Raw genomic sequence first — 17,119 nt, forward strand, 5'->3', positions numbered from 1 at the left:
CGCGCTGACCCATCTGAGTATCTATTTACAGCAAGGCAAAAGGAAATCACATGATTGCCCAGGAACTGGAAGTCAGCTTGCACATGGCCTTTGTCGAGGCCAGGCAGCAGCGCCACGAGTTCATCACGGTAGAGCACCTGTTGCTCGCTTTGCTGGACAACCCGAGCGCCGCAGAGGTTCTGCGCGCCTGCTCGGCCAATGTCGATGACCTTCGTGCGTCGTTGACGAACTTCATCAAGGACAACACGCCCCAGGTGGCCGGGACCGACGACGTCGACACCCAGCCGACGCTCGGGTTCCAGCGCGTGATTCAGCGCGCCATCATGCATGTGCAATCCACCGGCAACGGCAAGAAGGAAGTGACCGGCGCCAACGTGCTGGTCGCGATCTTCGGTGAGAAGGATTCGCACGCGGTGTACTACCTCCATCAGCAGGGCGTGACCCGGCTGGACGTGGTGAACTTCATCGCGCACGGCATCAAGAAGAGCGATCCGCCGGAAGCTGCCAAGGGCAGCACCGAATCGTCCTCGAACGAGGGCGAGGAGGGCGGCGGGGAGAAGAACGAGAAGGCTTCGCCGCTGGAGCAGTTCACCCAGAACCTCAACCAGATGGCCAAGGACGGGAAGATCGATCCGCTCATCGGTCGCGAGTACGAGGTCGAGCGCGTGATCCAGATCCTGTGCCGCCGGCGCAAGAACAATCCGCTGCTGGTCGGCGAGGCCGGCGTGGGGAAGACGGCCATCGCCGAGGGCCTGGCCTGGCGCATCACGCAGGGCGACGTGCCGGAAATCCTGGCTGAAGCCCAGGTGTACTCGCTCGACATGGGCGCGCTGCTGGCAGGCACCAAGTACCGCGGTGACTTCGAACAACGCCTCAAGGGCGTGCTCAAGTCGCTGAAGGACCGGCCGAATGCGGTGCTTTTCATCGACGAGATCCACACGCTGATCGGCGCCGGTGCGGCCTCGGGCGGCACGCTGGACGCGTCGAACCTGCTCAAGCCAGCGCTTTCGAGCGGTCAGCTCAAGTGCATCGGCGCGACCACTTTCACCGAATACCGCGGCATCTTCGAGAAGGATGCGGCCCTGTCGCGTCGCTTCCAGAAGGTCGACGTGGTCGAGCCGACGGTGCAGGAAACCGTCGACATCCTCAAGGGCCTGAAGTCGCGCTTCGAGGAACACCATGGCGTGAAGTACGCCGTGGCGGCATTGCAGGCGGCTGCCGAGCTGAGCGCTAAGTACATCAACGACCGTCACCTGCCTGACAAGGCGATTGACGTGATCGACGAGGCCGGCGCGGCCCAGCGCATCCTGGCGCCGAGCAAGCGCAAGAAGACGATCACCAAGGCCGAGGTGGAGGAAATCGTCGCGAAGATCGCGCGCATTCCCCCTGCCAACGTGTCGAACGACGACCGCGGCAAGCTGCAGACGCTGGAGCGCGACCTGAAGAGCGTCGTGTTCGGCCAGGACAAGGCCCTCGTGGTGCTCGCCTCGGCGGTCAAGATGGCGCGTTCGGGTCTGGGCAAGGGCGACAAGCCGATCGGCTCGTTCCTGTTCAGCGGCCCCACCGGCGTCGGCAAGACCGAAGCGGCCAAGCAGCTGGCCTACATCATGGGCATCGAGCTGATCCGCTTCGACATGTCGGAGTACATGGAGCGTCACGCCGTGAGCCGACTGATCGGCGCGCCTCCGGGCTACGTCGGCTTCGACCAGGGCGGGCTGCTGACCGAGGCCGTCACGAAGAAGCCGCACTGCGTGCTGCTGCTCGACGAAATCGAGAAGGCGCACCCGGACATCTTCAACGTGCTGCTGCAGGTCATGGACCATGGCACGCTGACGGACAACAACGGGCGCAAGGCCGACTTCCGCAACGTCATCATCATCATGACGACGAACGCGGGTGCCGAGACCATGAACAAGGCGACCATCGGCTTCACCAACCCGCGCGAATCGGGTGACGAGATGGCCGACATCAAGCGCCTGTTCACGCCGGAGTTCCGCAACCGCCTGGACGCCACCGTCAGCTTCAAGGCGCTGGACGAATCGATCATCCTGCGGGTGGTCGACAAGTTCCTGCTGCAGCTGGAAACGCAGCTGGCCGAGAAGAAGGTCGACGTCACCTTCACCGACACCCTGCGCAAGCACCTGGCGAAGAAGGGCTTCGACCCGCTCATGGGTGCGCGCCCGATGCAGCGCCTGATCCAGGACACGATCCGTCGTGCACTGGCCGACGAACTGCTTTTCGGTCGCCTGCAGGACGGCGGTCGCCTGACCGTCGACCTCGACGACAAGGACGAAGTGCAGCTCGACATCCAGCCGCTGCCGAAGAAGGAAGGCAAGGCCAAGCCGGAAGCCGAGGAGGCTGCCGCAGGCTGATCGACTTTCGCACGGGCACGCGTGGACGACGCGGCCGTGTTGCCTTCAAAGGCCGGTAGCATCGCGCTGCCGGCCTTTTTCATGGGGCCGGCGCATCCTTCTTCATCGCAACGCCTGTCTCTTGATCCTCCCCGAACTTAGCCAAGAATGGAAAACGGGCCTCTCGCTGGCCTGGAGCGGCTACATCGCCGTGCTGTCGGTCTGGATCGTGATGCAGAAGCGCGCGCCGGTGTCGACAATGAGCTGGATCCTTTCGCTCGCGCTGCTGCCGTTCGCTGGTTTTCTCGTCTATTACTTTCTCGGGCCGCAGCGTCTGAAGAAGCAGCGGCTCAAGCGGCTGCGCAGCCGTGCCATTGCGCAGGCGCCCGCTGATCTGGCGCTGCTGCAGGAAGCCGGAGAAGACGCGCCGCCGGCGTTGCGACACCTGGCGGCGCTGGGGACGGCGGCCTGCGGTATCCCGGTGTCGAGCGCGACCGGCGTCGAACTGCTGTCCGGCGGTGCGCGCACCTTCGATGCCATCTTCGACGCCATCCGCACCGCACGCCACCACGTGCACCTCGAGTACTACATCTTCGAGCCCGACCGCATCGGCACGGCCCTGCGCGACCTGCTGATCGAGCGCGCGCAACAGGGCGTCGCGGTGCGACTGCTGCTCGATGCGCTCGGCTCCAAGCGCATCGGCCGCCGATTCATGGCGCCGATGCATGCGGCCGGCATCCACGTCGCGCTGTTCCACGACACGAAGATCGGCCGTCGCTTGCGGCCGGTGACCAACTACCGCAGCCACCGCAAGATCGTCGTCGTCGACGGCCGCATCGGCTTCACCGGCGGCGTGAACATCACCGACGAGGAAGACCGCCGCACCCGGCCCGATGCGTACCACGATGTGCACCTGCGACTCGAAGGCAGCGCCGTCCGCTGGCTGCAGACCACCTTCCTCGAAGACTGGAGCTACGCCACCGGCGAGAGCGCACGGCGCATGGTCGACGAGTCGCTCGAGGACATGCTGCCGCGCCTGAACGCCGGCGAGATCGCGGCGCAGATCGTCACCAGCGGCCCCGACAGCCCGCTCGAAGCCATCCACCGCATGCATGTGGAAGCGATCCATTCGGCCAGCGAGCGCGCCTGGCTGACCACGCCGTATTTCGTGCCGGGCGAGCCTGCACTGATGGCACTCACCAGCGCCGCGCTGCGCGGTGTCGACGTGCGGCTGCTGGTGCCGCGCCGCAGCGATTCGGCGATCGTCAGCGCCGCCGCGCGCTCGTATTACGACGAGCTCATCGGCGCCGGCGTCAAGGTCTGGGAGTACAAGGCGCGCATGCTGCATTCCAAGACGCTGGTGGTCGACGACCACTGCGCGATGATCGGGACGGCCAACTTCGACAACCGCAGCTTTCGCCTCAACTTCGAGGTGATGGCGGTGGTGTACGGTCCAGCGCTGGCGCGCCCGCTGGCCGCCCAGTTCGAAACCGATCTGGGCAGCGCCGCCGCCGTGCGCCTGAACCGACCGCAGAGCTTTCCGCGCCGCCTGGGCGACGCGCTGGCCCGGCTTTCTTCTCCCTTGCTCTGACCGACCCGACGCGACCTATGTCCGCCCACACCTTCCTCTGGCACGACTACGAAACCTTCGGCGCCGTGCCGCGCCGCGACCGGCCGTCGCAGTTCGCCGCCATCCGCACCGATGCCGAGCTCAACGAAGTCGGCGAGCCGCTGATGCTCTACTGCCAGCCGGCGCCCGACTACCTGCCGAGCCCCGAGGCCTGCCTGATCACCGGCATCACGCCGCAGCTCGCGCTGGAGCGCGGCGTGCCGGAGCATCAATTCGCCGCCGAGGTCGAGCGCGCGTTTTCGCAGCCGGGCACCATCGGCGTCGGCTACAACACGATCCGCTTCGACGACGAGGTGACGCGCTTCCTGTTCTGGCGCAACCTGATCGACCCGTACGCACGCGAATGGCAGAACGACTGCGGCCGATGGGATCTGCTCGACGTGGTGCGGCTGACGTATGCGCTGCGCCCGGACGGCATCCAGTGGCCGACCAAGGACGACGGCAAGCCCAGCTTCAAGCTCGGCGACCTGGCGCGCGCCAACGGGCTGCTGCACGAGGCGGCGCACGATGCGCTGTCGGACGTGCGCGCCACCATCGCGCTGGCCCGGCTCATCCGCAGCGCACAGCCGCGGCTCTTCGACTTCGCCTTCGGTCTGCACCGCAAGGACCGCGTGGCGAACGAGCTCGGCCTGCCGGCCACGCGCGAGACCGCCAAGCCCTTTCTTCATGTGTCGGGCATGTTCCCGGCCGAGCGCGGTTGCCTGGCGGTCATGTGGCCGCTGGCCAGCCACCCGACCAACAAGAACGAGCTGCTGGCCTGGGACCTGTCGCACGACCCCAGCGAGCTGCGCGACATCGACGTGCCCACGCTGCGCCAGCGCCTCTTCACGCGCACGGCCGACCTGCCCGAGGGCGTGGTGCGGCTGCCGATCAAGGGCATCCACCTGAACAAGTCGCCGATGGTCGTGGGCAACCTCAAGACGCTGACACCGGCGATGGCCGAACGCTGGATGGTCGACTTCGACACCGCCATGCGCCACGCCGCCATCGCCCAGGGCCTGCCCGACATGAGCGCGATCTGGACACAGGTGTACGAGCGCCCGAAGGAAGCCGCGCCGGACGTGGACGAAGACCTCTACGGCGGCTTCGTCGGCAACGCCGACCGCCGACGCCTGAACCAATTGCGCGGCTTGTCGCCGGCGGAGTTGGCGCTGTCGCGCACCGGCTTCGACGACCCGCGGCTGGAAGAGATCCTGTTCCGCTACCGCGCCCGCAACTTCGTCGACACGCTCACGCCCGACGAGGCCGAGCGCTGGGAGGCGCACCGCGCGGCGCGCCTGCTGGAAGGCGAGGGCGGTGCCCGCAACGTCGATCAGTTCTTTGCCGAGATCGACACCGCGGCCGAGACGGCCGACGAGCGTGGCGAGGAACTGCTGGGCCTGCTGTACGAGTACGCCGAGGCGATCGCGCCGTCGCCCTGATCGAGGTCGATCGGGGTCGACCCTCGGGCGGGGCAAACCCCGAGCCATGGGCGGGTGCCCGGCTTCCAGAATGAATGTTTCCCAATCGGAGACATCGTTCGTGCCCTCCTCATCACTGACCCGTCGTCGCTTCCATCTGTCGGCCGCGGCGGCTGCCGCATCGCTCGCGCTGCCAAGCCTGGCGCAGCCCGCTTGGCCGAGTCGGCCCATCCGCATCGTCGTGCCTTACACACCGGGCGGCTTCACCGACCAGATGGCCCGGCTGGTGCAGCTCGGCCTGCAGCAGCGCCTGGGCCAGCCGGTGCTGATCGACAACCGGCCTGGTGCCAACAGCCTGATCGGCGTCGACGCGGTCGCCAAGGCGGCGCCCGACGGCAGCACCTTCGGCGTCGTCATCGCGGCCTATGCGGCCAACACCTCGCTCTATGCCGGCAAGCTGCCCTACGACCCGGGCAAGGACCTGATGGGTGTCTCGCTGATGGGCGTGTCGCCGCTGCTCGCTGCGGTGAGCAACGACGCCCCCTTCAAGACCGGGCGGCAGCTGATCGACTATGCGCGGGCGAACCCCGGCAAGATCAGTTTCGGCTCGTCGGGCAACGGCTCCGCGGCGCACCTCACGACCGAGCTGTGGAAGGCGCTGACGAAGACCTACATGGTCCACGTGCCTTACCGTGGCGCCGTGCCCGCATTGACCGACCTGATGGGCGGGCAGATCCAGCTCTTCTTCGACGCGCCGACCGGGCTGATCAACCAGGCACGGGCCGGTAAGATCCGCCTCATCGGCGTGGCCGGCGAGCAGCGGCTGCCGGCCGTGCCCGATGTGCCGACCTTCATCGAACAGGGTTTCGCAAGCTTCACCGGCAGCACCTGGGCCGGCATGCTGGCACCTGCCGGCACGCCGCCCGCCATCGTGCAGCGCATGGCGGACGAGGTCGCTCGCATCATCAAGAGCGACGAGACGCGCGCAAAGCTAGACGCCATGGGCACCTTTCCTGCCGGCAGCACACCGCAGGAATTCGATGCCTTCATCGCCGCCGAAACCACCAAGTGGGGGCAGGTGATCAAGACCGCCGGCGTGAAGGCCGAGTGACAGGGCCCGCGCTGGCCGAACCGACCTTCAAGCGTCAGCGGCGCGCCGCATTGTTGGTGCTTTCCGGACGCTGACAAGTTGCTGGGTGGCGCTGTCCGGATTGCCGCGCCGAAGGCACGGTGCGTTCGCGCGTCGAGTGCCCGATGCGTCATTGACCGGAAGCGCCGGCAGTTCATTCACGACGTGGTTTCCGTCTTGAAGAGGCCGCGCACGTTCAATGCGGCCAAGCCCACCTGCAACGCGATCAAAGCCCAGGCCTGTGTATGAACACCCCAGACGACCCAGAGCAGATTGCTCAGAAGGAAGACCCAAAAACCTGCGTTGCGGCGTCCCTTGGCGCTCGAACCGACAAGGTAGGCGGCCACGAGCGATGCCGCGAAGGCGGGCCACTGAACGATGTCGAGGATATTCATGGTTGTCAGACCGGCGTCGGCGGTTGCGGAGGATGGATGAAGCTGCGCATCGTGTCGCGTTCAGTGCGCGACGGTCTTCAGACCCTAGCCAAGCCGCCCTCGAAGGAGCGTCGGCGAACGCGGCCGCCGTGTGTAGGTTGGCCGCCGAGTGGCGTGTCGCCGACGCGCGCAATCACGAACTGACGGCATAGACAGCGGCCCTGGCCTGGTCAGGACGAAGCGAGTGTGAAAGCGCTCGGTCGCCGCCAGGCGACCGTTGCTTCACATCGACGCTTCGAGCATCTCGCGGTAGTTCTCGCGCGTGGCCAGGCGCGGGTTGGTCTTGTGGCAATGGTCGGCCATCGCGCCGTCGATCACCTGCTCGAACAGCGCGGGCGTCACCCCGACTTCGGCCAGGCCGGTCGGCAGGCCCAGTCGCTGACTCATGTCGCGGATCGCCTCGCCGAGGTCGCCGGCCGAATCGAGGTTCATCGCACGGGCCATGCGTTGCAGTCGCTGCTCCTTCTGCACCGATTCCGCTCCCGCATTGAAGCGGATCACGGCCGGCAGGAAGAGGGCGTTGAGCGTGCCGTGGTGCAGACGGGGGTCGACGCCGCCCAGGCTGTGGCTGAGCGAATGCACGCAGCCCAGGCCCTTCTGGAAGGCCATGGCGCCCTGCATCGACGCGCTCATCAGATTGAGCCGTGCCTCGCGGTCGCTGCCGTCCTTCGTGGCGCGCTCGATATGTCCCCAGGCGCGCTCCAGGCCGTCGAGCGCGATGCCGTCGGCCGGCGGGTTGAAGGCGGCCGACATGAAGGTTTCCATGCAATGCGCAATGGCGTCCATGCCGGTGGCGGCCGTCAGTCGCGGTGGCAGGCCGAGGGTGAGTTCGGGGTCGCAGATGGCGGCCTTCGGCAGGATGTGCCAACTGTGAAAGCCGAGCTTGCGGTGGTCGTCCACGATGATGATCGCGCCGCGCGCGACCTCGCTGCCGGTACCGGCGGTGGTGGGCACGGCGATCAGTGGTGCGACCTTCTCGGTGATCTTGGGCGAGCCGCCTTCAATGGTCGCGTAGGTCTTGAGCGGGCCTTCGTGGGTGGCTGCGATGGCGACGCCCTTGGCGCAGTCGATGGCCGAGCCGCCGCCGACGGCGATCAGCCCGTCGCAGCGTCCGCTGCGGTACAGGTCGACGGCCGCACGCACGGCGGCCTCGGTCGGGTTCGATGGCGTCGCGTCGAACACCGACACTTCGAGGTCGCCCAGCGCGTCGAGCGTGGTCTGCAAGATGCCGGCGGCGCGCACGCCAGCGTCGGTGACGATCATGGGGCGGTGAATGCCGACGCGTGCGCACTCGGCGCTCAACAGGCGGATGGCGCCGAAGTCGAACTGGATCTGGGTCAGGTAGGTGATGAGGGCCATGTGAATGCGTCGATGCGAAAGGTGGCTGTACGATTTGACGAAACGAATCTAGCAACAGGATCCCATCTTGCCCATGCACAAAACCCTTGCCGATGTCGCAACGGGCACACCGTTCTCTCTCGCGGGCACGATGCCGCGCCACCCATGCTGACGCCGAAGATGGCGAGCGTGGTCGAGCGGATGGCCCGCGCCGGCCATCCGCCGTTCCACGAGCTAACCGCTGCCGAAGCCAAGGCCTCGTACGAGAAAGGCGCCGGCGTGCTGGAGGTGCCGAAGCCGGCGCTGGCCCGCATCGAGGACTTCCACATCGCCGCGCGCGATGGCTTCCAGCTGCCGGCCCGCCTGTATGCGCCATCGGCCGACGTGTTGCCGGTGCTGGTCTTCTTCCACGGCGGCGGCTTCACCGTCGGCAGCATCGCCACGCACGACACGCTGTGCCGCGTGCTGGCCAGTCGCAGCGGCTGCGCGGTGGTGTCGATCGACTACCGGCTCGCGCCCGATCACAAATTTCCGACCGCCTCCGACGATGCCTGGGATGCCGTGCAGTTCGTGGCGCGAGAAGCCGCGTCGCTCGGCCTCGACGGCAGCCGGCTGGCGCTGGGCGGCGACAGCGCGGGCGGCACGCTCGCCGCGGTCTGCGCCGTGATGGCACGCGACGCAGGTATTCCGATTGCGCTGCAGCTGCTGTTCTATCCGGGCACCACCGCCCACCAGGACACGCCCTCGCACGAGCGCTTCGCCTGCGGCCCGCTGCTCGACGAACCGCTCATCAGCTGGTTCTTCGGCCAGTACGTGCGCACGGCGGCCGACCGCAGCGACTGGCGTTTCGCGCCGCTCAACGCGGAGGATGTCGATGGCGTTGCCCCCGCCTGGATCGGGTTGGCCGAGGCCGACCCGCTGATCGACGAAGGCGTTGCCTATGCCGACAAGCTGCGCGCGGCCGGGGTGCCGGTCGACCTGGAGATCTACCGCGGCGTGATCCACGAATTCATCAAGATGGGCCGGGCCATTCCCGAAGCGCTGCAGGCCCACGCCGACGCGGCCCGCGCCATGAAAGAAGCCCTGAAGCCATGACCGAAATGAAAAACCGCAGCGACTTCCGCTTCTTCCACCGCCTGCGTGTGCGCTGGGCGGAGGTCGACATGCAGAAGATCGTCTTCAACGCGCACTACCTGATGTACTTCGACACCGCCATCGCCGACTACTGGCGGGCTTTGGCACTGCCGTACGAGGAATCGATGGCCGCGCTCGGCGGCGACCTGTACGTGAAAAAGGCGACCGTCGAGTTCAATGCCTCGGCGCGCATGGACGACGTGCTCGACGTCGCGATGAAATGCGTGCGCGTCGGCAAATCGTCCATCGTGTTCCACGGTGGCCTGTTCCTCGGCGACGAACTGCTCGTGACCTGCGAGCTGATCTATGTCTTCGCTGACCCGGCCACGCAGACCTCTCGGCCCGTGCCGGATGAATTGCGCGCGATCTTTGCTGCGTACGAGGCGGGCGAGCCGATGTCCACGGTCGAGACCGGCGATTGGCAAAAGCTCGGCAGCGGTGCCGGTGGCCTGCGCCGGGCGGTGTTCGTGAAGGAACAGCGGATCCCCGAAGACCTGGAATGGGACGAACACGACGTGACCGCGCTGCATGCCGTGGCCCGCAACCGGCTCGGCCGCGTGATCGGCACGGCGCGGCTGATACGGGAGGCGCCCGGCCTGGCCCGCATCGGTCGGATGGCGGTGCACCGCACCTTGCGTGGCGGCGGGCACGGTGCCGCTGTCCTGCGTGCACTCGAAGCCGCGGCGCTCGCCAGAGGTGATGAGGCGGTCACGCTGCATGCGCAGCGCAGCGCCGAAGCTTTCTATCGACGGCTGGGTTACGCGCCCCACGGCGAGGGCTTCGAAGAGGCCGGCATCGCGCACATCGAGATGCGCCGCGCGCTGCGCTGAGCGGGCGCCGGGCGCTTTGCTTTCAGTCGCGGGGCGGCGGGTCGGGCACGTAGCCCGAATCGGAGCCTGGGAACGCCGACGGCCCGGCCAGGCGCGGCGACGGCCGCGGCTGCGGGATCACGCCGGCGGCCACGAGGTTGTCGTGGCTGTCGTAGCGGATGCGGATCACCTCGTCGGGCGACGACTGCGCGCGATCGAAGGTCGTCTTGCTGACGTAAGAAGTCTCGCGACGGCCGTGTCCGGTGCCCAGGTGCGGGTTCGGTGCCGACTGGCGGTCTTTGGTGCTGGCCGGGGCCTCGGCTGATGGCGCAGCGTCGGCCCTCGGCGGCGGAGCGGCCTTGGCCGAAGAGGCGTCGCTGCTGCGCTCGCGCGCCCCGTACTCGTCGCGGTGCGGCGAGGGCATGACGGGCGGCTCCGGCATGCGCTCGCGAAACAGGGCGACGCCGATCACGCCCACGTCGTCGGGGCGGCCGGTGCGGCTGGCGTAGGAGTTGCCGGCCGCAGCGAACTGGAACGCTGCGATCTGCGTGTCGCTCTTGCGCCAGCCCGCGATGTCGCTGCGCTCGCGCGGGCCGAAGACATAGCCGTTCTGCCAGACGCTCGCGGTTTCGCCGGTGACGACGTTGACGCCGTCCACCGACAGCACGGCCATGATGCGTTCACCCATCGCATTGCGCACCCGGATTGCGTAGCGCGCGCCGGGACGTCCGGCCACCCAGTACTCGCCGCGATGACGGTAGTCCGGCAGTTGCGCGCCTGTGCTGCGGTCAACGACGCCGATCTGCACCAGCGAGCCGACGAGGCTGGGCGCCGCAGGAGGCGCGTCAGGTCGTTGCAGGCCCTGCGCGCCCTCCGCGAAAGAAGCGATGGCGGTCAGGGCCAGGGCAATGGAGAAAAGTCTGCGCTGCATGGTGTGTTCCTTGCCGAGAGTTGTCTGTGCAAACTTCTACGGCGCAGCGTCGGCAACGGGGTTAGACCATGCGCAAAAAAATTGGCGCTGCCTGTTCGACAGCGCCAAGCGCCCATTCGCGGGGCGTGGGAGGGTGCGAAAAATCAGATGTCTTCGAGCAGCGGGTAGGGCAGCGGCTCGACCGTGAGCACGGGCCCGTCGGCCGCGCCGGCACGCAGGCCGCCGCCTTCCAGCGCGGCGATCTGCATCGACACCAGCGCTGCCCAGCGGCCGTCAGGGGCCGGGGCCGCCTGCACGACGGTGCCGACGGGCTGTTCGGCATCGCTGGCTGCGAAGACTTCCTGCCCGGCCTCGACCGGCGCATCGGCCGTCGCGATGTACGCGCGCCGCTTGAGCGTGCCGCGGAACTGGCTGCGCGCCACGACCTCCTGGCCGGGGTAGCAGCCCTTCTTGAAGTTCACGCCGCCGATCGACTCGTAGTTGAGCATCTGCGGCACGAAGGAATCGAGCACCGAGGTCGTGAGCGTCGCGACGCCGCTGCGCACCTCGCTCCATTGCCAGAGCGCGATGTCGAGATCGTCGCCCAGCGGCCGGGGCGCGACCAAGGGCGCCATCCAGAGCGCGCGCGGCACCCCATCGGCGGGGTAGAGCGGGACGATGCCGATCTCGTCCTCGCCCTCGGCCACCGATCGCGCGATGCGCGTGCCGGGGGGCAACGCCGCGTCGATGTCGTTCGCCGCGAGCGCCGTCCCGGCCAGGCCGAACAGCGCGATCGACTCGGTCGCGTCGCTGAGCTTCACCTTCGCCCGCAGCACGTACATCGACAGCCGCTTGAGCGTGGCCGCCAGGATGTCGCGGCTGCAAACCAGCAGGACAAGGTCGGGACGGGGCCGCACGCCGATGAAGCTGGCGATCATCCGTCCCTTGGCGGTGCACAGCGCCGCGAGGCGTGCCTCGTCGGGCTTGAGCAGGGCGAAATCCTGCGTGAGTTGGCCGTGCAGAAAACTGGCGGCGTCGGCGCCTTCGGCGCGGATCACGCCCAGAGCGGACAGGGCAGTTACACCATTCGGAAGGGCAGAGGTCATCGCTGAATTATCATGGCCGGCGCCCGCCCGCGCGGCCCGCAGGGCTACCGCCGATGATCTGGCGCGGTAGCTTTTTCCACCTCTTTTCCTCCTCTGGTTGTCGTTTGCGCCGCTTCTTTCTGACCCTCTTTCTGCTCGCCGCGCTCACGGCGCTGGGCGCTGGTGCGTGGGGCCTCTGGTGGGTGCATCGCCCGCTCGACCTGCCGGCGGCCAACGTCGATCTGTCGGTCGAACCGGGCACGACGCCGCGCGGCGTCGCCGAGGCCGTGGCCGCGACCGGCACGCGCGTGCAGCCGCAGTTGCTCTACGCCTGGTTCCGCTTCTCCGGGCAGGACCGGCTGATCCGCGCCGGCAGCTACGAACTGGAGCGCGGCGCCACCCCGCGCACCCTGCTCAACATGCTGGTGCGCGGCGAGGAAGCGACCCGCAGTCTGGTGCTGGTCGAAGGATGGAACTTCCGCCAGGTGCGTGCGGCGCTGGCCAAGGCCGAGCAGCTCAAGCCCGAGACGGTGGGGGAGAGCGACAGCGCGCTGATGGCCCGGCTCGGCCGGCCCGGCGTCCACCCGGAAGGGCGCTTCTTCCCGGATACGTACACCTATTCCAAGGGCTCGACCGACACCGCCTTGCTCCAGCGCGCGATGCGTGCCATGGACAAGAAGCTCGAGGCCGCCTGGGCCGCGCGCGCAAACGATCTGCCGCTGAAGTCGCCCGACGAGCTGTTGATTCTGGCCAGCATTGTCGAAAAGGAGACAGGCCAAGCCAAGGACCGTCCCGAGGTCGCCGCCGTTTTCGTCAACCGGCTCCGCGTGGGCATGCCGCTGCAGACCGACCCGACCGTGATCTACGGCCTGGGCGCCGCCTTCGACGGCAACCTGCGCAAGAAGGATCTGCAGACCGACACGCCCTGGAACACCTACACCCGCGGCGGCCTGCCGCCGACGCCGATCGCGATGCCGGGCAAGGCGGCGCTCCTGGCCACCGTGCAGCCGGCGCAGAGCAAGTCGCTCTATTTCGTCTCCCGTGGCAATGGGTCCAGCCAGTTCAGCAACTCGCTCGACGAACACAACCGGGCGGTGAACCGCTACCAGCGCGGTATCGAGCCCAGACCCAAGGCCAGCGGACCATGAGCGGACTTTTTCTGACGCTGGAAGGCATTGACGGCGCCGGCAAGTCGAGCCACATCGATGCGCTCGAGGCCCTGTTCCGCGGCACGGGCCTCGCCGTCACGCGCACCCGCGAGCCCGGCGGCACGCCGCTGGCCGAAACGCTGCGCGGCCTGATCCTGTCGCAGCCGATGGATGCGCTGACCGAGTCGCTGCTGGTCTTCGCGGCGCGGCGCGACCACATCGTGCAGGTGATTGCGCCTGCGCTGGCGCGCGGCGACGTCGTGCTGTGCGACCGCTTCACCGACGCCACCTTCGCCTACCAGGGGGCCGGCCGGGGCTTCGACGTCGGCGTGCTGTCGACCCTGGAGCGCTGGGCGCAAGTCGGGCAGGGCAGCGATGGGAACGGTTTGCTTCAGCCCGACATCACGCTCTGGTTCGACCTGAAGCCGGAGATCGCCGCCGAACGGCTGGCCGGGGCTCGGCTGCCGGACAAATTCGAGGCGCAGCCGGTCGAGTTCTTCCGGCGCGTGGCTGCAGGCTATGCCGAGCGTGCCGCGACCCCGCGCTTCGTGCGCATCGATGCCGATCGCCCGCGCGAGCAGGTCTGGCAGCAGGTCGAAGCGGCACTGCGCGAACGCGGGCTGCTCGCATGACGACGATGTCGCCTTGGCTGGTGCGCCCGCTGTCCGATCTGCTGCGGCAGCGCGCGCATGCCTGGCTGCTGCAGGGGCCGTCCGGCCTGGGCCAGTACGAGCTGGCGCTGGCGCTGGCGTCGGCCTGGCTGTGCGAGCAGCCGAGCGGGGAGGGCGCCTGCGGACATTGTCCGAGCTGCCATGCCATCGAGGTCCGCACGCATGCCGACCTGTGCGTGCTGATGCCCGAGGTCGCCATGATGGAACTGGGCTGGCCGCTCGATGAGAAGTCGCAGTCCGACATCGAGGACAAGAAGCGCAAGGCGAGCCGCGAGATCCGCGTCGAGGCGATGCGCGACGCGGTCGGCTTTGCGCAGCGCACCAGCGCCCGTGGCCGCGGCAAGGTGGTGCTGGTCTATCCGGCGGAGCGCATGAATGCGATCACCGCCAATGCACTGCTCAAGACGCTGGAGGAACCGGTCGGCGACGTCCGCTTCGTGCTCGCCAGCGAAGCCGCCTGGCAGTTGCTGCCGACCATCCGCAGCCGTTGCCTGGGCTTCACCTTGCCGTGGCCGACCGACGCCGAATCCGTCGCATGGCTGGCCGCGCACGACGTGCCCGCTGCCGACGCGCCCGCCTTGCTGCGCGCTGCCGGCGGACGGCCGAGCGATGCGCTGCGTCTGGCACGCACCGGGCAATCGCCGAAGGCCTGGTCACTGCTCCCCAAGGCCATGCAGCGCGGCGAAGTCGGTGCCCTGAGCGACCATGCGCCACCGCAGGCGATCGATGCGCTGCAGAAGCTTTGCCACGACCTGATGGCCGTGAGTAGCGGCGCCGCGCCGCGTTTCTTTGCCGAGACCGAGCTGCCACCGGCCCCGCCGCCGGTCGTTCTGGCCCGCTGGTCGAAGTCCTTGTCTGCCGCCGCGCGCACCGCGGAGCACCCCTTCAATGCGGGCCTCATGCTCGAGGCGCTTGTGAGCGAGGCGCGAAGCGCCCTAAACTCGGGCCGCCGCCCATGAACACACCCGTCGCCCCACCCGCGCCCTCCCGTCCCAGCGTCATCCAGTTGGCGATCAAGGAAAAAGGGGCGCTCTACGCCGCCTACATCCCGCTCTTCGCGGAAGGCGGCATCTTCATCCCGACCTCTCGCGAGTACCGGCTGGGCGACGACGTCTACGTGCTGCTCACCCTGCCGGACGACCCGCAACGCTACCCGGTGGCCGGCAAAGTCGCCTGGATCACCCCGGCGCGCGCCGCGGGCAGCCGTGCACCGGGCGTCGGGGTGCGCTTTCCGGCGGACGAGAAGTCGCGCCAGCTCAAGGCCCGCATCGAGGAAGCGTTGGGCGGCTCGATGGCGTCCGACCGGCCGACCCAGACCATCTGACCCGCGCGCCCTGCGCCTGACGCCGCCGCCTGGCGGCGTGCCCGCTTTGCCATTGCCGCTTCGCCCATGTTCACCGATTCCCACTGTCATCTGACCTTTCCCGAGTTCGCCAGCCAGATGACGGAGGTCCGCGCGGCAATGGTCGAAGCCCGGGTCGACCGGGCGCTGTGCATCTGCACCAAGCTCGAGGAATTCGACGACGTGCAAAGGCTCGCCGCCCAGTACGACAACTTCTGGGCCAGCGTGGGCGTGCATCCCGACAATGAGGACATCGCCGAACCGAGCATCGACGACTTGGTACAGCGCGCGGCGCGCCCCAAGGTCGTCGCCATCGGCGAAACCGGCCTCGACTACTACCAGATGGACGAGCGCAAAGGCGGGCGGACCATTGCCGACATGGAATGGCAGCGCGACCGCTTCCGTGTCCACATCCGCGCGGCGCAGCAGGTGCGCATGCCGCTGGTGATCCATACCCGCGAAGCCTCGGCCGACACGCTGGCGATCCTGAAGGAGGAGGGCGAGGATGGTGGTGCGGTGGCCGCCGGCGGCGTCTTTCATTGCTTCACCGAGACGGCCGAGGTCGCGCGCGCCGCGCTCGACCTGGGTTTCTACATCTCGTTCTCAGGCATCCTGACCTTCAAGAAGGCGCAGGACCTGAGGGATGTTGCCGCCTTTGTCCCACTCGACCGCATGCTGATCGAGACCGACAGTCCCTACCTCGCCCCGGTGCCCTACCGCGGGAAGACCAACAATCCGTCGTACGTTCCGTTCGTCGCACAGCAGATCGCGCAGTTACGCGGACTGCCGGTCGAGGCGATTGCCGAGGCGACGACCCACAACTTCGAGAGCCTGTTCACAGGCGTGATGAAATCATGAGAAAACTGGCGAGGTTTTGCCTCTGTCTTCTTGCCGCGACGGTGTTTTCTGTCGCTCAGGCAGACTCCTTCAACGACTTCTTCCGGGCCGTTCGAAGCGACAACGCGAGTGGGGTCGAATCGCTGCTGCGCCGCGGTTTCGATCCGAACACGCGGGACGAGCGCGGGCTCACCGGCCTGCTGATCGCCCTTCGTGAACCCTCGCCGCGCGTGATCCAGGTATTGCTTGCGTCTCCGCAGACCAATGTCGAACTGCGCAACGGCAACGACGAAAGTCCTCTGATGCTGGCCGCGATCAAAGGCCAGATGGATCTGGTCAAGCAACTCATCGCTCGCGACGCCGACATCAACAAGCCAGGCTGGACGGCGCTGCATTACGCGGCCAGCAGCGGACAGGTCGAGATCATGAAACTGCTGCTGGAAAAGCACGCGTTCATCGACGCCCAATCGCCCAACGGCACGACGCCACTGATGATGGCCGCGATGTACGGCTCGCCTGAGAGCGTGAGACTGTTGCTTGACGAAGGTGCAGACGCATCGATGAAGAACCAGCAGAACATGACTGCCATCGACTTCGCGACGCAAGGTCGCAGACCGGACGCGATCGAGATGTTGAAGACGGTGGCTCGGGCGAAAAGACCGAGCGACGGCAAGTGGTAGTCCAGCGTGCGTTCCTGGGCCTGTTGACGCGACACGTTGGGTGCCGCCGCTGAAGCGCTGGCAGTGATTGCGATTGCGTCGATAGCCGTGTTGCCGAGACTGGCGCGATACACGACTGGCGGGTCAATCAGAGAGATGCCACTCTTGTAGGATTTACGCCTTGAAACATTGGGTCTAGACTGCTTCCAAAAGACGCGGCACTTGCTGCGAGATCACAACAG

The 17,119-nt window shown here is 67.5% G+C and carries 16 protein-coding genes; 12 read left to right on the plus strand and 4 right to left on the minus strand.

Going from position 1 to position 17,119, the window contains the following annotated elements; translation table 11 throughout:
* Positions 1-50 precede the first annotated feature (50 nt).
* The 4 genes from clpA to ACSFA0_RS11735 all read left to right on the plus strand — a co-directional run bounded on the left by clpA (position 51) and on the right by ACSFA0_RS11735 (position 6,492).
* Positions 51-2,372, plus strand: a complete 2,322-nt coding sequence (clpA, locus tag ACSFA0_RS11720) for an ATP-dependent Clp protease ATP-binding subunit ClpA (protein ID WP_435450345.1) — start codon at positions 51-53, stop codon at positions 2,370-2,372.
* Between the two features lie 121 nt (positions 2,373-2,493).
* Complete coding sequence (gene cls / locus ACSFA0_RS11725) at positions 2,494-3,942, plus strand: cardiolipin synthase (protein ID WP_435450346.1); 1,449 nt, start codon at positions 2,494-2,496, stop codon at positions 3,940-3,942.
* Positions 3,943-3,959: 17 nt separating this feature from the next.
* Positions 3,960-5,402 carry an exodeoxyribonuclease I gene (sbcB, locus tag ACSFA0_RS11730; protein ID WP_435450347.1) on the plus strand — a complete coding sequence of 481 codons (1,443 nt, stop codon included), beginning with the start codon at positions 3,960-3,962 and terminating at the stop codon, positions 5,400-5,402.
* Between the two features lie 100 nt (positions 5,403-5,502).
* Entirely contained in the window at positions 5,503-6,492 is a 990-nt protein-coding gene (locus ACSFA0_RS11735) for a tripartite tricarboxylate transporter substrate binding protein (protein ID WP_435450348.1), read from the plus strand.
* A 176-nt stretch (positions 6,493-6,668) separates the two neighbouring features.
* On the opposite strand, the gene ACSFA0_RS11740 is transcribed toward ACSFA0_RS11735, so the two are convergent.
* Both ACSFA0_RS11740 and ACSFA0_RS11745 read right to left on the minus strand, forming a co-directional pair.
* A complete protein-coding gene (locus ACSFA0_RS11740) occupies positions 6,669-6,905 on the minus strand; it encodes a hypothetical protein (protein WP_435450349.1) in 237 nt (78 codons plus the stop codon).
* Positions 6,906-7,166: 261 nt separating this feature from the next.
* Entirely contained in the window at positions 7,167-8,303 is a 1,137-nt protein-coding gene (locus ACSFA0_RS11745) for an iron-containing alcohol dehydrogenase (protein ID WP_435450350.1), read from the minus strand.
* Positions 8,304-8,447: 144 nt separating this feature from the next.
* On the opposite strand from ACSFA0_RS11745, the gene ACSFA0_RS11750 reads away from it, so the two are divergent.
* Both ACSFA0_RS11750 and ACSFA0_RS11755 read left to right on the plus strand, forming a co-directional pair.
* Positions 8,448-9,377, plus strand: coding sequence for an alpha/beta hydrolase (locus tag ACSFA0_RS11750; protein WP_435450351.1), 930 nt, complete (start codon positions 8,448-8,450; stop codon positions 9,375-9,377).
* Positions 9,374-10,246, plus strand: a complete 873-nt coding sequence (locus ACSFA0_RS11755) for a YbgC/FadM family acyl-CoA thioesterase (protein ID WP_435450352.1) — start codon at positions 9,374-9,376, stop codon at positions 10,244-10,246. The genes ACSFA0_RS11750 and ACSFA0_RS11755 overlap by 4 nt, the downstream gene beginning before the upstream one ends.
* A 22-nt stretch (positions 10,247-10,268) precedes the next feature.
* On the opposite strand, the gene ACSFA0_RS11760 is transcribed toward ACSFA0_RS11755, so the two are convergent.
* Both ACSFA0_RS11760 and ygfZ read right to left on the minus strand, forming a co-directional pair.
* A complete protein-coding gene (locus ACSFA0_RS11760; protein WP_435450353.1) occupies positions 10,269-11,156 on the minus strand; it encodes a hypothetical protein in 888 nt (295 codons plus the stop codon).
* 143 nt (positions 11,157-11,299) lie between these two features.
* Positions 11,300-12,241, minus strand: coding sequence for a CAF17-like 4Fe-4S cluster assembly/insertion protein YgfZ (gene ygfZ, locus ACSFA0_RS11765; RefSeq protein ID WP_435450354.1), 942 nt, complete (start codon positions 12,239-12,241; stop codon positions 11,300-11,302).
* Positions 12,242-12,345: 104 nt separating this feature from the next.
* Here ygfZ and mltG point away from each other — a divergent pair, with 104 nt between their 5' ends.
* The 6 genes from mltG (at position 12,346) to ACSFA0_RS11795 (ending at position 16,898) form a co-directional block, all read left to right on the plus strand.
* Entirely contained in the window at positions 12,346-13,368 is a 1,023-nt protein-coding gene (gene mltG / locus ACSFA0_RS11770; protein ID WP_435450355.1) for an endolytic transglycosylase MltG, read from the plus strand.
* A complete protein-coding gene (gene tmk / locus ACSFA0_RS11775; RefSeq protein WP_435450356.1) occupies positions 13,365-14,000 on the plus strand; it encodes a dTMP kinase in 636 nt (211 codons plus the stop codon). The genes mltG and tmk overlap by 4 nt, the downstream gene beginning before the upstream one ends.
* 5 nt (positions 14,001-14,005) lie before the next feature.
* The gene (locus ACSFA0_RS11780; protein WP_435450357.1) at positions 14,006-14,998 is read left to right on the plus strand and encodes a DNA polymerase III subunit delta'; all 993 of its coding nucleotides are present in this window, start codon (positions 14,006-14,008) and stop codon (positions 14,996-14,998) included.
* The gene (locus ACSFA0_RS11785) at positions 14,995-15,363 is read left to right on the plus strand and encodes a PilZ domain-containing protein (RefSeq protein WP_435450358.1); all 369 of its coding nucleotides are present in this window, start codon (positions 14,995-14,997) and stop codon (positions 15,361-15,363) included. Before ACSFA0_RS11780 ends, ACSFA0_RS11785 begins: the two co-directional genes overlap by 4 nt.
* 66 nt (positions 15,364-15,429) lie before the next feature.
* Positions 15,430-16,239: a TatD family hydrolase gene (locus ACSFA0_RS11790; RefSeq protein ID WP_435450359.1), complete on the plus strand. Its 810-nt coding sequence runs from the start codon at positions 15,430-15,432 to the stop codon at positions 16,237-16,239.
* Positions 16,236-16,898 (plus strand): ankyrin repeat domain-containing protein, encoded by a 663-nt coding sequence (locus ACSFA0_RS11795; RefSeq protein WP_435450360.1) that lies wholly within the window; start codon positions 16,236-16,238, stop codon positions 16,896-16,898. Before ACSFA0_RS11790 ends, ACSFA0_RS11795 begins: the two co-directional genes overlap by 4 nt.
* Positions 16,899-17,119: the final 221 nt, after the last annotated feature.

It is taken from the genome of Variovorax restrictus (assembly GCF_051216715.1).
In the GTDB taxonomy this organism is placed as follows: Bacteria; Pseudomonadota; Gammaproteobacteria; order Burkholderiales; family Burkholderiaceae_C; genus Variovorax.

What these genes read in the sequence shown, in the direction of transcription:
- clpA (WP_435450345.1), top strand. Translation starts at nt 51, where the DNA reads ATGATTGCCCAGGAACTGGAAGTCAGCTTGCACATGGCCTTTGTCGAG.
- sbcB (WP_435450347.1), top strand. Translation starts at nt 3,960, where the DNA reads ATGTCCGCCCACACCTTCCTCTGGCACGACTACGAAACCTTCGGCGCC.
- ACSFA0_RS11740 (WP_435450349.1), bottom strand. Translation starts at nt 6,905, where the DNA reads ATGAATATCCTCGACATCGTTCAGTGGCCCGCCTTCGCGGCATCGCTC.
- ACSFA0_RS11745 (WP_435450350.1), bottom strand. Translation starts at nt 8,303, where the DNA reads ATGGCCCTCATCACCTACCTGACCCAGATCCAGTTCGACTTCGGCGCC.
- ACSFA0_RS11750 (WP_435450351.1), top strand. Translation starts at nt 8,448, where the DNA reads ATGCTGACGCCGAAGATGGCGAGCGTGGTCGAGCGGATGGCCCGCGCC.
- ACSFA0_RS11755 (WP_435450352.1), top strand. Translation starts at nt 9,374, where the DNA reads ATGACCGAAATGAAAAACCGCAGCGACTTCCGCTTCTTCCACCGCCTG.
- ACSFA0_RS11760 (WP_435450353.1), bottom strand. Translation starts at nt 11,156, where the DNA reads ATGCAGCGCAGACTTTTCTCCATTGCCCTGGCCCTGACCGCCATCGCT.
- ygfZ (WP_435450354.1), bottom strand. Translation starts at nt 12,241, where the DNA reads ATGACCTCTGCCCTTCCGAATGGTGTAACTGCCCTGTCCGCTCTGGGC.
- tmk (WP_435450356.1), top strand. Translation starts at nt 13,365, where the DNA reads ATGAGCGGACTTTTTCTGACGCTGGAAGGCATTGACGGCGCCGGCAAG.
- ACSFA0_RS11780 (WP_435450357.1), top strand. Translation starts at nt 14,006, where the DNA reads ATGTCGCCTTGGCTGGTGCGCCCGCTGTCCGATCTGCTGCGGCAGCGC.
- ACSFA0_RS11785 (WP_435450358.1), top strand. Translation starts at nt 14,995, where the DNA reads ATGAACACACCCGTCGCCCCACCCGCGCCCTCCCGTCCCAGCGTCATC.
- ACSFA0_RS11790 (WP_435450359.1), top strand. Translation starts at nt 15,430, where the DNA reads ATGTTCACCGATTCCCACTGTCATCTGACCTTTCCCGAGTTCGCCAGC.
- ACSFA0_RS11795 (WP_435450360.1), top strand. Translation starts at nt 16,236, where the DNA reads ATGAGAAAACTGGCGAGGTTTTGCCTCTGTCTTCTTGCCGCGACGGTG.